The sequence below is a fragment of the Stenotrophomonas sp. YJH_SMC_120 genome, from assembly GCF_059368675.1.
In genome coordinates, this window is record NZ_JCAFRY010000003.1 from 262,216 (window position 1) to 276,551 (window position 14,336).

At 62.1% G+C, this 14,336-nt stretch carries 7 protein-coding genes and 1 pseudogene; 4 read left to right on the top strand and 4 right to left on the bottom strand.

Features of this window, described 5'->3' with window-relative positions; all coding sequences use genetic code 11:
• The first annotated feature begins 129 nt into the window (after window positions 1–129).
• On the top strand, window positions 130–516 hold the full coding sequence (locus tag AC5P60_RS07210; protein WP_483693358.1) for a hypothetical protein: 387 nt from the start codon (window positions 130–132) through the stop codon (window positions 514–516).
• Between the two features lie 196 nt (window positions 517–712).
• On the opposite strand, the gene AC5P60_RS07215 is transcribed toward AC5P60_RS07210, so the two are convergent.
• Window positions 713–2,212, bottom strand: coding sequence for a YifB family Mg chelatase-like AAA ATPase (locus AC5P60_RS07215; RefSeq protein WP_483693357.1), 1,500 nt, complete (start codon window positions 2,210–2,212; stop codon window positions 713–715).
• 414 nt (window positions 2,213–2,626) lie between these two features.
• Here AC5P60_RS07215 and AC5P60_RS07220 point away from each other — a divergent pair, with 414 nt between their 5' ends.
• Genes AC5P60_RS07220 through AC5P60_RS07230 form a run of 3 tightly spaced genes read left to right on the top strand, consistent with a single transcriptional unit; the run spans window position 2,627 to window position 10,136 of the window.
• On the top strand, window positions 2,627–5,275 hold the full coding sequence (locus AC5P60_RS07220; protein ID WP_033834871.1) for an RHS repeat domain-containing protein: 2,649 nt from the start codon (window positions 2,627–2,629) through the stop codon (window positions 5,273–5,275).
• A gap of 22 nt (window positions 5,276–5,297) precedes the next feature.
• Entirely contained in the window at window positions 5,298–9,305 is a 4,008-nt protein-coding gene (locus tag AC5P60_RS07225; protein ID WP_483693356.1) for an RHS repeat domain-containing protein, read from the top strand.
• Window positions 9,306–9,317: 12 nt separating this feature from the next.
• Complete coding sequence (locus AC5P60_RS07230; protein ID WP_138464138.1) at window positions 9,318–10,136, top strand: hypothetical protein; 819 nt, start codon at window positions 9,318–9,320, stop codon at window positions 10,134–10,136.
• Between the two features lie 181 nt (window positions 10,137–10,317).
• Here the strand turns inward: AC5P60_RS07230 and AC5P60_RS07235 are convergent.
• From AC5P60_RS07235 to AC5P60_RS07245, 3 genes and pseudogenes are all read right to left on the bottom strand, one after another.
• Window positions 10,318–10,716: pseudogene (locus AC5P60_RS07235) on the bottom strand (magnesium chelatase domain-containing protein); the annotation flags it as partial.
• 205 nt (window positions 10,717–10,921) lie between these two features.
• A complete protein-coding gene (locus tag AC5P60_RS07240; RefSeq protein WP_483693355.1) occupies window positions 10,922–13,621 on the bottom strand; it encodes an XVIPCD domain-containing protein in 2,700 nt (899 codons plus the stop codon).
• A gap of 41 nt (window positions 13,622–13,662) precedes the next feature.
• Window positions 13,663–14,325: an imm11 family protein gene (locus AC5P60_RS07245; protein WP_483693354.1), complete on the bottom strand. Its 663-nt coding sequence runs from the start codon at window positions 14,323–14,325 to the stop codon at window positions 13,663–13,665.
• Window positions 14,326–14,336: the final 11 nt, after the last annotated feature.

The following is a 14,336-nucleotide window of genomic DNA, read 5'->3' on the forward strand; positions in this document are numbered from 1 at the left end:
AAAGGGATCCGACCCCGCAGCCATCCCGTGATCGGGGTCAGATCCCTTTGCGCAGCAAAGGGCTCTGACCCCAGACCCAGCTTTGCGCGGCCGGCAGCGATTTTCCGGCAACGACGCAAGGTTCCCACAATGTTGCTGGGTCATGCTGTCGGCATGGCTCAGTACAACCCGCGAACCCCGTTGTTCGGCATCCGGGGCCCAGGACGGCTCCGGCAGGCGCCGTCCATGACGCCTGTGATCGACCTGGAGGCCGAGTACCAGTTCTGGCACGTCTACGAGCGCGTGGTCCGTCCGTTGCCCGGTGGGGGGCTGCGGCTGGCCTGGCTGGTGTGCCAGAAGGTGTACCGGGACCGGTGGCAGCACCCGGACGACAGCGACGAGGCGGCGTTGTCGCGGGTGCTGTTTGGCGGGAACATGACGGCTGACCGGGCGTCGGAGCTGGCGGAGCTCCATGCGCTGGTCAGCCGTCGGGTGGCGCTGCTGGCGAAGCGTGGGCGGGTGGATTCCGCGGCGTGATGCGTGGGGGCGGCATTAGCGCCGCCAGGCGGCCATGACCCGCTCCGGCATCATCGCACCATCCGTCGCCATGACCCGCTCCTGGTAGAGTCGACTGTTAGTCGACTGCTCTTCGCGTCGGCCCACCAAGATACCGCGCTTCGCGCGCGAGTCGACTAACAGTCGACTCTACCAACGACCACTCGGGACGGTGCTTCTAGGGCTTTCCCCGGTCCAGCTGCCGGTAGCCAATGGCCTCAGCCAGATGGGCCGTCTGGATCGTTTCGCAATCAGCCAGATCGGCAATCGTGCGCGCCACCCGCAGAATCCGGTGCATCGCACGTGCCGAAAGCTGCAGACGCTCGATGGCCTGCTCCAACAGATCCTGATCGGCCTCGCTCAGCTTCGTGCACGCCCGCAGCGCCGCTGGCGGCAGATGCGCATTGAGCGCGCCACGCGCCTGCTGCCGGGCGTGGGCGGCTTCCACCCGTGCGCGTACCGCAGCACTGGGCTCACCCAGCGGCGTGCTCTCCCGCAGCTCCACCGCGTCCATCCGCGTCACGCCGATATGCAGATCAATGCGGTCCAGCAACGGACCGGACACCCGTGCGCGATAGCGGTTGATCCGTTCATCGCTGCACAGGCAGCGGTTGCTGCGATCACCGGCCCAGCCGCACGGGCAGGGATTCATCGCGGCCACCAGTTGGAACCGCGCGGGGTACTGTACGCTGCGTGCCGCGCGGGCGATGCGGATGTGGCCGGACTCGAGTGGCTCGCGCAGGGTTTCCAGTGCGCTGCGGTTCCACTCTGGAAGCTCATCAAGGAAGAGGACTCCATGGTGGGCCAGTGATATCTCACCGGGGCAGGGCGGGTTGCCCCCACCCACCAGCGCCGCCGCACTGGCACTGTGATGCGGTGCCCGAAAGGGCCGCTGCCGCCATCGTCGCGGGTCCAGCCCTTCGCCACTCACCGATGCAATCGCGGCCAGCTGCAGCGCCTCAGTCTCTTCGGTATCCGGCAACAGGCTGGGCAGGCGCGAGGCCAACAGCGTCTTGCCACAGCCAGGGCTGCCGATCAACAACAGATGGTGCCCACCGGCGGCAGCCACTTCCAATGCGCGTCGTGCATGCGCCTGCCCGCGCACGTCGGCCAGATCGGGTAGTGGCAACGGTGTCGTGTCCACGCGTTCCACGGGCGGCAACAGGCGCGGATTGCCCAACCCGGCGCAGCACTCCAGCAGCGTACGCGCTACACGCACATCGGCATGCTCGGCCAAAGCTGCCTCTGCGGCATTCCCCGGCGGTACCACCAGGATGCGACCGGCTTCAGCGGCGGCAATCGCGGCCGGCAGTGCACCGGCCACCGGCCGCAGCTCACCGGTCAGGCCAAGCTCGCCCAGGAATTCGTACTGCAGCAGCGACTGTGGATCGACCTGGCCGCTGGCCGCAAGAATGCCCAAGGCAATCGCCAGGTCGTAGCGACCACCTTCCTTGGGCAGGTCGGCGGGCGCCAGATTCAACGTGATGCGCCGCTGTGGAAAGTCGAAGCGAGCGCAGAGCAGGGCGGCCCGCACACGCTCGCGGGATTCGCGCACGCTGGTTTCGGCCAGGCCAACGATCTGGGTGACAGGCAGGCCGCCAGAGAGATGCACTTCCACTCGCACCAGCGGGGCATCGACCCCGGCGCGGGCACGGCTGTGGACCAGCGCCAGGCTCATGATTGGGTTCCTGCAGAGAGACGCTTGATGGTGCGGTAGGTGCGCTGCGGGGAGCTATCGGGAATTGCTGGTGAAGTGGCTAGGAGGATTCTGGCCGGTGTTCGCCGGGTGCACACTCGCCAGAGCACCCAGAGCACGCCTCGACCAACAGTGGCTCTGCGTCTTCCTAGAGCAACCGTCCCAGTTTCCGCTGAGAGTTCATCCAACGCTCGAAGCTGATGCGCGCGCGTTCGCTATCCGGCACTCGCCAGACTGCATCGATCATGCTGGCTACCCAACAGGGCGACTGCTGATTGAACTGAGGAAGTCCGAACATCAAGATCAGGTCTTGACAAGGGTGCTTCAGTTGGAGTAATCATCCGCATGAACGGAAGCTGAGTCGTTTGTCGCCCTTCATCCAAGGATGTAACGGACATGATTTCTGCCAAGGACCGGCGGGGGGAAAATGCTCCCTGCAATGTTTATCCGGGCTCGCCGCTTTGCTCGCTCATCGTCGGCTTGGCACTTGCGCTGGGAGTCGGGTTCCACGTCTCAGCCCAGGATGGGCTCTTCAACTATCAAGAGTATGAGAAGAGGGTAAAAAGCGCGCAGTCGCTTGCCGCCATATCCGCAGATGAGGTATTCGGGGATCGAACTTCCGGCTTCGACGGCAGCACCGAGTTCCTTGTTGAAGACGTGTCCATACCTGGCAATTTCGACCTTCCGGTCAGCATCGCCCGCCGCTTTGGAGTTGAGGCCGTCAACCGAGGATCTCGCTATAGCGAGGCCAAAGGGCTGACGCTGTTTGACGATTGGGAAATCGTCGTTCCCCACATGTCGGGCGTATGGACCAAGGGGGCTGGATGGATTACGGGCGATCCAGGGGCGCAGACCACACAGCGTTGTTCGGTCAATAAGGCGCCCTACCTATTGGAGACCTGGGGCTATACCAATATCGGCTTCGGCATTGACGTGAAGTGGCATGGCGGAAATGGCGAGGAGCTTCTGATTGCCGACGATCCGTCCCATGCCACGGCACCAGGCTTGGAGGCGCCCAAGTGGATGACGGCTTCGAGAGCACGGTTCACCTGTTTGGCTGCAACACGAAATGGATATCCGGGCGAGGCGTTTATTGGGCACACCCCGGATGGGAAGAAGTACTTCTTCGACTGGGGTGTGGAAAGACCCTATGCAACAGCTCAGTTCAGTGATGGCGCTGCCAATCGTTCGGTGGGGCGTAAGCGGGTCTATCTTCTGGCGTCGCGTGTGGAGGACCGCTATGGGAATTGGGTATCCTATAGTTACAACGGAGACAAACTCACTAACATTGAGTCCAGCGACGGTCGCCGGATTGACCTGAGTTATGACGGCGACGGTCGGGTGACCAGCGTGCAAGCCAATGGGCGCATATGGCGGTATTCGTATGTTGGCGACACGGACGGGAACGACGGCGGCTTGTCCCAGGTCACGCTTCCGGATGGCTCGGCGTGGGCTTACAGTCATCGCGGACGCCTCCAGTCCAGTTTCCCTATCCGTAAAGCCGACGATGAGGGCGGGTGCGAAATACGGGCCGGTAGTGAGCCCCCTCCTACGCAGATGACGGTGGTCGCCCCCTCGGGTGCCCGAGGCATATTCGACTTTGAAATGGAGTTGTTCATTCGCTCCGATCCTTGCAATGGACTGACACCCTCGCACTACCAAGCCTGGTCTTTGAAGAAGCGCACCATCACCGGGCCCGGACTGTCTCCGATGGTCACTACGCGAAGCTACAACCTGCAGTTGCCGGGAAGCGGCCGCTGGTCCAGCCTGACCAAGCCGGATGGAACGCAGATTCGCGAGCGCTACGGTGCCAATCCAGCTCTGAACGAGCGAAAGCTCATGCAAAAGCAGGTTCTGGACGCAGCTGGCCAAGTGCAGCGTGACGAGCTCTACACCTATACGTTCGGTTCCGAGACCGGTCCGTTCAGGACGCGGGTCGGGCATTCTATCGGGGTCCAAGCGGGTCAGTTCTTGGCGGGCATGCTGAGCGCTCTCAGTGAAAGCGCATTCTCTCAAGATGGCGATACCTACCGCGTGGTCTACAGCGATTTCGATCGCAAGGCCCGTCCGGCACGCGTGAGCTATACCGGTCCTTCTGGTACCAAGGCTGAGATACGAGAGCATCTGGATACGGCCAGCCCTTGGGTCTTGGATCAGGTGCTGAGTGTCAAGGAGGCTGCGTCGGGAAAGATCACCACACAGTATGCCTATGACGGTATGGCCAAGCCGAATGCCGTCTATCGGGCCGGGGCTTTGCTGCAGAGTGTTACTTATGCGGCGGATGGCACGATCAGTGCAGTGCGCGATGGAAAGGGGAACGAAACGCAGATCCAGGACTGGTATCGCGGCGTGCCGCGATTGGTCATCAATCCCGATGGCACCACCAATCGCATGTCGGCAGATGGAAACGGGTGGATCACTTCCACCACGGACGCGCTACAAAGGACTACTTCCTATCTGCACGATCCGATGGGTCGCGTGCGCGAAGTCCAACCGCCGGTCGATGAGAACCAGTGGGCCAAGACTACCATCTCATTCCGTCAGGTCGCGGCCGATGAGTACGGCCTTTCGCCGGGGCACTGGCGAGTCGATAACGCCCAAGGGGCACGGCGTCAGGAAACCTATCTCGACGCACTCTGGCAGCCGCTCCTGGTGCGCGAATACGATGCAAACAACGTCGCCGGCACGCAGCGGTGGGTCAGGAACGCATACGACAGCGAAGGTCGCCTGACGTTCACCTCTTATCCTTCACGCGATAGCACGGTGGCGACCGGTACCTGGACCGAGTACGACGCGCTGGGGCGGAAGATCTCTTCGTCCCAGGACAGCGAGCAGGGCCTGCTGATTACAACCATTGGCTACAGCAGCAATGCCACCACCACAGTCGTGGATCCACTCGGCCATCAGACCATCACCCGATTCGATGCGTTTGAAGGCCCGGACTACGGGAAGCCTGCGCAGATCATTCGTGCCGATGGCAGCAAGGTCAGCATCAAACGAAATGCTTTTGGCCTTACCACCGAAGTAGCCCAGTCCGCCAACTAAAGGCATGTCAAGGATGGCAAGCATGTACGCTGAAAAACTGCGCATGGCCGCGGCGGTGCTGCTGGGCTTCGTGCTCATCCTCATCTGCCAGGTGGCCCATGCCCAAGCATGGATTGAACTCACCGGGCCGGCCCAGACATCCTACAGCGCGCCTGCAACCTATCAGTTGCAGCTCAAGAGTGGCGTCAGAGGCACCGGCCCCAAGGCCGAGTACCTGTCGGGCATACAGCTCTTGCGTAACGGCCAGGTGATCTCGCGGCTTCCGAACGGGACGTACACCGAAAACGGGATCTCGCCTGGAAGCTATCAGTATGTCTACAGGGCTCTTGCCGTACGCAATGTCAATGGTGATGAGTTCACGCGAGAGCTGACGTCGCCTGTCATCACGATCACGGTGGCCGCGCCACCGGCCCCCTTCGACGGTGCGGAGTATGTTTCCGCGAGCTGGCCGAGGTCAGCCGACAGGGGCACGCCGTTCAGCGGTGCTGTCACGTTCCGGAACACCGGAAACACGACGTGGAGAGCGGGAGATGGCTACCGCTTGGGTCAAGCCGAACGCTATGTTTCCAGTGCTGTGAGACTAGGGATCGCCGACGTCGCCGTTCCCCACGACGTGGGCCCCGGTGGGACGGTTACCTTTGCCTTCAACGGCGCGGCGGCCAATGAGAATGGACCGAGCACCCTCCAATGGCAGATGAACCGCAATGGTGTTCGCTTTGGTAGCACCAGCAGCGAGCAGACCTTTGAGACGACCGGAAGGCTCAATCGCGGCGTCATGTATGAGCAAGAAGTCCCGACCAGCATGGAGGCAGGGCGGACCTATCGCGTCAAGCTGAAGTTCGTCAATACGGGCAACACCACGTGGTCGGCGTCTGCGGGCTATGCATTGGGCTCCTGGAATCCCAATGACAATGTCCGGTGGGGCACGGCGCGGGTCCCAATGCCGAATGACGTCAGTCCACAGCTGCCTGCGTTCTTTGAATTCGATGTGGTAGCTCCTTCATTGCCGGGCGTCTACAGCTTCCAATGGCGATTGCTGGAAGAGGGCAAAGAGTGGTTTGGTCGGGAAAGTGACAATGTCCAGGTCACCGTCAACGGGCCGCCGTCCAAGGTAATCGGCAATATCGATGGCGTCACCAGCGACGGTCAGATCCGAGGGTGGGCGTGTTCGACGGGCATTGATTCGTCGATCGACATTCATGTCTACACCGGTGGAGCCGCCGGCAGTGGCGGGACGATCTTCCTGACCGGTAAGGCCGATTCGGCGAGTGAGCCGGCCGTGGCTACGTCCTGCAAGGCCGGAGGCAATCATCGCTTCTCGCTTCCAATGAGCAATGAGCAGCGCCGCCAGCGGGCTGGGCAACCGATCTATGTCCATGGAATTTCCCCCGTTGGACAACCCAACAACACCATTGGCGGTTCCGGTGCGTTCGTCGTTCCCGCAGCGCCCAGTGGCACTCTGTCTGTGTCCCCTGCGATGTGCCAGATTGCAGCTGGTGCGCAGACCTGCAACGTCACCCTGACCTGGTCGGCCACGGACTCCCGTGCAGAACTCAAGCGTGATGGCGGTTCTGTGGTCGGCAGCGGAGCGAGCGGTTCCATCGTGGTGCCGATTGGCGCCGGCACGAATCGATTCACGCTTTCGGTTGCGGGTGATGCGATTGCCCAGGCGGCGGCCACCGCCAAAGCCGCTCCTACCTTGCCAGTCAATCCAGACAATCCGGCCCCGACCGTGGCCCGGCGATACATCTACGACGACAACCTTCGGTTGTGCAAGGTCATCGAGCCAGAAACCGGGGCGACCGTGTTTGGCTACGATGCGGCCGGCAATCTTGCCTGGAGTGCGAGCGGGCTGGAGTTGCCCAGCTTGACCGAATGCAACCGTGAGGCGCCGCAGATTGCAGCGCGCCGCGTTTCACGCAACTACGATGCCAGCAATCGCCTGCAGACGGTGGTCTATCCCGATGGTCTGGGTGATCAGCAGCTTGAGTACACACCTACGGGCCAGCTGAAGACTGAGAGGGTCTTCAATCAGGACCGTGTGCCAGTGGTGACCACCCGTACCTACAACTCTCTCGGGTCGGTGGTCAGTCAGAGCCGTGTCATAGGCAGCGCGAGCGCCCGAACGCTGGCATTTGGCTATGACCACATGGGTCAGCATGTTCGTACGGACTACCCTGATGGCTACTCCGTCCAGCAATCCTTGGATGCTCTGGGCCAGCCCGTGCGGCTACAGGATGGCACTGGCGCCGTACTCGCCAGCAACATCTCCTATTTCCCCAGTGGTGAAACCGCCGCGCTGACCTACGGCAATGGCATCGTACGTGGCGTAACCGAGAATGCGCGACAGTTGACCAGCCGCATCGTTGACAGTGGCATGGTCGATCTGAACTACAGCTATGACGCGACGGGAAACATCAGCCAGATCAGCGATGCCGTACGCGGCGACTCCTGGAAGATCAGCTTGGGCTACGATCGCCTCGATCGATTGATTCAGGCCCGCGCGCCGGCATTTGGTGGGAATGGGCAGTACACGTTCGGCTATGACACGTTGGACAACATCGTCTCGATGCGATTGCCAGGGAAGCGGGAGCGCACGTTCCATTACGACACCCGCAATCGCCTGGAACTGCTGCGGGACCCAAGCGGTAACGGCGTCTCTGGCTTCTCCTACGACGTGGCAGGCAATCTGGCGGTACGTAACGGCCAGACGTTCACCTACGACATGGGTGGCCAGCTCCGTTCCGCCGGAGATGTGCAGAAATACTTCTACGACGGAGCCGGACTGCGTGCTTACGCAACAGCATCAGCGTCGGCACCGACATCAGAAGCTTCACCCATGTTGGGCAAGACGCCCATCACGGCTAGCCACAACTGGGAGGTATCCATTCCAGAGCGCGGTGGCGGTGAACTTGGCTTCTTGGCGATTGATCTGGATCGCTCCTGGCAGTACCTCGTGGGTGGGGAGCTGATCGAGTCCACCCAAGGTGGGGAAACGTCCGACTACATCTACCTCGGCAAGAGACTGCTGGCTATTCGCACCAGCTCTGCCACGGGCGCAACGCTCACCTATCTTCATCACGATGCACTCAATACGCTGGTGGCAACGAGCAGGGCTAATGGAGAGGTGCTGACGCGTCACTTCTGGTCACCGTATGGCGAGGCAGACGCGGCGCCTGCTGCGAAGATTCCAGGCTACTCAGGCCATCTTGCAGACCCCGAAACGGGACTGGTCTACATGGGGCGGCGCTACTACGACCCACAACTGGCGAGGTTCATTTCTCCCGATCCGTTAGCTGCTAGCACCTCCGGAGGGCCAAATTTCAATCGCTATCGGTACGCCAGCAACAACCCATTCCGATTCTCTGATCCCACGGGCGCGTGTGACCAGGCAACCGGGTCACATATGTGCAATGGCAGCTGGTTCGCCGGGGCAAACCTGACCGGTGCGCCGTCGCCGACACCTGGCGGAGTGCCACAGCACGATCCCAACGCCCCCGCGCCTGCGGAGACCGTCAAGGCTACAGGCCTGGGCGCCATTGAGGAGTATTTTTCTGAACGGAATTTCTTCATCGGACAGGGGAGCTTGACCGATTTCGATGCCGTGTCGGAGGCGATCGTCGTTCCGTTGATGAACTCTCCAACGGGATCAACGGCTGCTGGTGGCCTCAAGCTCGCCTCCATCATGGTAGTGCTGCGTGGGGGCAATGCAGCGAGAGGCTTTGGGAATCTCTCGCGTGCGGGTGAGTTTGGCATTGCATCCTACAACTCTCTGAAGAGAATGGTGGGTACAGGGTCTGGGTTACAAGTTCACCATCTTATTGAGAAGCGGTTTGCAGGTGTTATGCAAGTGAAGGAGGGTGAAATGCTTTCCGTTGTGGTGACTAGAACGGAGCATCAGGTCTTTACCAACCAGTGGCGATCGATGTTTCCGTATGGCAGGCCGCCACCGAGCCAAGCCCAGATAATGGACGCCGCAAGGTCAATTTATGCCAATCATCCCGCCATCCTTAAATCTTTGGGACTCTGATAGCATCGTGACATGAAGATCAAGTATCGATTTGCTTTCACTTGGAGTGAGGCACGTGCTTTGCAGCTCCGTGCTCTAGGCTTGAAGGTTCAGCCCCCGGCTGATCCTCGTCCTGAAGTCGGTGGCATTGCTGTGAGCTTTGCTTTGGAAGGTGCGCCAGGGTGGAGTGAAGCTTGTAGCTTGATTCGCTCGTGGAATGGTGCAACTTCTGTGACTACGGAGTTTACTGCTGCGGAGATTTCGGAAGCCGCACACTGCGCGCTTCAGGTTGTCCACGCCAGCGGCTACCCGCAGCCAGAAAGAGATTTTCTGTATCTTGAGCAGGTATACGACCTGAGCGCGCGATGCCCAAAATGTGGCGAAGGCGCAGTTCAGGTGGCGCCGTTCCGGATCAAGAAGACGTTGAAATGGGGGCGGAATGCCTTTCTGAAGCTGAATTGGGTAGAGGAAGCTTGCTTCATGCAGACTTCCGTTTGGTCAGAACATCTTCGCCCCCTGGGTATCGGAGTGCTTCCGGTTGAGGACACCAGAGGAAGCCTCTTGGATGAGGTTGTTCAACTCGATCTTGGGCCTGTGGTTCCGCTGTGTATGGGTGAGCTGGAGGGAGTTCGTTGCGAGAAATGCGGCAGAGAACGCTACCAATGGCATGACCGCGGCTTTTTCCCGTCAATCAAGAACCCTCCAGATGTGCCGATCTTCCGTAGTTCGCAGCGTTTCGGGGTCGAGCATCAGTCGGCGAACGCAATGATTGTGAGTGCGACAGTAGCGAACGCCATCAGAGCTGCAGGATTGAGAGGTGTCGAGCTCTGGCCTTGTGCGCCGGCAGGATAGACTTTACAGAGCAGTTAGGCGGTGTTTCAGAGCATGGTCATATTGAGGAATGTGACAAGCGCGTCTGCATGGTGGATTTCCACTTGCCACTTGCCACTTGCCACCAGCGCCGCCGCACTGGCGCTGTAGTGCCCGGAGTGGGGGCTGCCGCCATCGTCTTGGGTCCAATCCATCAGGTTGCGCCGGCCTCGGCCGCCACAATCGCGGCCGGCAGCGCGCCCACCACCGGCCGCAGCTCGCCGGTCAGCCCCAGCTCGCCTAGAAACTCGTATTGAAGCAGCGACTGCGGATCGACCTGGCCGCTGGCCGCAAGAATGCCCAGCGCAATGGCCAGGTCGTATCGCCCGCCTTCCTTTGGCAGGTCGGCGGGCGCCAGATTCAACGTGATGCGCCGCTGTGGAAAGTCGAAGCGTGCGCAGAGCAGGGCGGCACGCACGCGCTCGCGGGATTCGCGCACGCTGGTTTCGGCCAGGCCCACGATCTGCGTGACAGGCAGACCGCCAGAGAGATGCACCTCCACCCGCACCAGCGGGGCATCGACCCCGGCGCGGGCACAGCTGTAGACCAGCGCCGGGCTCATGTGTGGTTTCCTGCGGATGGGGGTTTAATGGTGTGGCAGGTGCTGTGCGCAGGGATATAGGGAATTGTTGGTGACGCAGCTAGGAGGATTCCGGCAGGTGCCTGGAGCGTGCCTTGTTCCTATGCGGCGACCAGTCTCTGCAATGTGAGCGCCGGAACTCGCCCGGTATCAAGTGGATCGGCGTTGATCAGCAGAACGGTTGCCATCAACCCAACCGCGGCCCCTGCCGGCTCTCTTCCTGCTGCCGTTCCTGCGCTTGCGCCAGCTGCTGCGACTGCTCCCGATCCTGAGCGCCGAGGCTCCGGTTGGCCGCTGCATACTGCTGCTCCGGCGCGACCGCCAGGGCGTCCTGTGTTGGCATCTGCACCCGGTTGGCGGCGGGGTCCGATGACGCGCCCGGTCCTGAGCGCGTCACGAACAGCGTGGCGCCCGCAGCACGGGTTTCGGTGGCTTCACTCAGTGCCATGTCTACCTGGTCGCCGGGCTTGAACCCGGCTTCTGCTGCAAGCCGGTAGGCGCTGGCCAGCAGGCGGTCGCTGCTCTGGTCCCACAGCTTGTTGTTCTTCTCATCCAGCATGGCTACCGACGAGCGCAGCTGTTCCAGCAGCCCGCTGCCATCTGGGCGAAGGGCCGTGCCGGGGTGCCGGTCTACGTCAGCGTCGTGCTGCGTGGCAGGCCTGGAGGTGTGTGGCGGCGATGCACTCGGTGCGGGCTCAGGTGAAGTTGGCGCGCGCGGCAGGGCATCCGCGGGCTGCTGCTCCGCAGTCGAGCGCTGCACGTGTGCCTGGGCAATCTCCTGTGGCGTGGTGACGCAGACGATCTGCATGCGCTCGTCATCTTTCCCGGCCAGTGTGGCCAGCGAGCCATCCTTTTGCACCTGCAGCATGAACGTACCGAAGTCGGGCACGGCGCGTGCATGATCCTGGGCAACGGCGGCTACGGCGTCATCAATCTCTTCTGCACTGCGCACAATGCCGGCACTACGGTAGGCGTCCACCACCTGGCTGCGCAGGCCGTATTCGGTTGGCGTGGGGTTGGCCCGGGCGATGTCGGCCATGGACGTCAGCTCCTGTACGCCGGCCTGCTGGCTCTGGCGCGTACGATTGAGCTCCTCGACGATGCTGCCCTCGGCCGGGTTGGTGCCATACAGCCAACCCGGCGTTTGCCACTGCCCGTTGGGGTCCTGCGTGTACTTCTCGCCGTTGGAAGCGCGCAGGGGCTGCGTCTGGGTCAGCGCGTTGGTGATCACCTCCGGTACCGGCTCAATGGTGGCGAACTCGTGCCAGTTGTACTGGTTGAACGCCACCTGGTAACGGGCGGCAAGCGCCTCCGGCGTGTTCAAGGCGTTCTGGGCAATGATGCGCTGCGATTCCCGTTCCAGTTGGCCCGACTTTTCCGGGCTGACAGGCACGCTGTAGTCAAAAGGGACGCGTCCATCAATCATCGAGTGGATGGAGAGGTTCCATTCGCCGTTGTGCGGATTGCGCACGTAGTGGCGGTTGGTTTCAAACGGCTCGCGCGGCGGCGTGCTCTCGCCGCCTGCATCAAGCTTGAAGGGGTTCTGCGGCTTGGGCAGGTTGGCCATGCCCAGTGAATATGAGTCGTTGGCGGCCTTGTAGTTCAGCTCATCCAGCAGCCGGCCACCGGCGACCATCGTGATCTCGCGGTAGCTTCCGTCGGGCTGCGGTGTGCGCACGCTGCGGCTCCAGGTGCCCTTGGCATCGTCCGGATCGCGGCTCCATTCGTTGCCGCTGCGGTCCACCTGGGTGTAAACCGCCTTCTTGTCCTGGTACTGAGCCCAGTACTCACCGCCGAAGCCACCGGCCACGCCGCCCAGCAGCCCGGTAGCCAGCGCACCTGGCCCGGTCCACGATCCGGTGAACAATCCGTACCCCGCGCCCAGCAGGAAGCCGCCACCGAAGCCGCCTGCAGTGCGCCCCACGAAGTGGGTGGCCGCGGATTTTGCGCCGGCGTTGTTGCCCTCGCTGTGCAACTCGGCCACGCGGTGGCCGGTGATGGCGAGGTCCACGGCCAGTGCGGCAACACCCGCGGCCCCGAGTACGCGCGCGCCGGTGATCTGTCCGCGCGCGGCGGCAGCTTCGGCGGCGCCTTCCGCAACGCCAGCGCGCCCAGCAGAGCCGGCCAGTTCCGGAGCGGTGGTTGCCGGGCCAGGGCGCACGATGGTCAGTGGCATCTCCGGGTTGAACGCCGTACGCACGCGGGCCGCGGTGTGCTCGCTCAGCGGCAGGCGGCCGCCCTGGTTGGCCTCCTGGATTGCGGTGCCCAACGATGCGCGGCCCCCCCAGCGCTCGCTCAGGGTGGAGTTGCCGGATTGGTCGATGGCATCCAGCGCCGCCGTCACGTTGGCTTCGGAGTGGGTGACGCCGCGCCAGCGCAACTCGGTCGGGTTGAGGGTCTTCAGTTCCGCAATCTGCGCGGCGTGGGTGCGCTGGTAGCCGTCCAGATCGGCGAAGAAGGTGCGGATCCTGGCGTTGGCTTCGGCCGGGGTCATGTTCTCCGGCGTGTTGGTGACCAGGTCGCCGTTGAGGATGCCGGCGCGAAGCGTGAACTCCAGGTTCTGGATGCGGGCAGCCATACGCTCGGCGGCGGCAGCGCGCACATCCGGCGCAGAATCCTTCGCCAACAGCGCTCGGCCATCGTAGGTTTCTGCGAGGTCGTCGAGAACGAACTTCAGTTGATCCGAGTACGCACTCAACGGGCCGCCCGAGTGCGGCGATATACCCAACCGGGTTGCCAGCGCGGGGTTCGCGGGCAGGTTGAGGATGTTGTCGGAACCGTGGAGCGTGAAATGACCACTCCTGGCAAGCGACTTCAGCAGCTGGCTTTGTTCGAACGCATTCTGTTCGATCAGATGGTGTCCCTGGAAAACCGGTGTGTCGGCCATGCGCACCACCTCATTCAAGAATCCGTTTGAAGGAGCTCGTCCTAGAGATCGGCTACATCGCGCAGCCGTACGCCGGAGAAGTTGGCGGCATTCAATGCATCAAACATCGCGCGGTCGCAGATGGGCGGTGCGCCCATGCGATCCTGGCGGAAGATATGGGCATCACCCACAACGTCCTGTTTGAACACCAGGCTGGCGCCGCCGACGAGGCTGTAAAGCATCTCGTCCTCGCCGGTCTGATAATTGTGGTCGAGCTTGATTCTCACGCGGGACGAGGCTTCATCCAGGGCGTCGAGCCTGCGCAGCACATTGCCCAGGTAGTACTGGGGCCCGGGGCTGCCGTCGGCAAGGCTGAAGTCGCAGGCCACAAAGGCAAACGCCTGGGGGTCCATCTGCTCAAACAGCTGCTTCAACGGTTCCGACACAATCCAGATGCCAGCGAGCTCTTCCAGATCGCGTGGCATTGCGCCCTTCTCGGGCACATGAACCAGGTGGGGGCGCTCCGGATACTGGCCTGGCGTTCCATCAGGACGCGAGATGACATTCATCCCCGGATCGATCAGCTTGTCTTCGTTGGCGATCTCTATACCGGGTACCCCGCCGTTGCTCAGCAAGCCTGCGTCGATCAGGAAGAATTCGCCCTTGTGAGATGCGGCTTCGGCTGAAACTTCAGTGGCGGTCGATTCGGTCACGGGGGCTTCCATCATGGATGCGT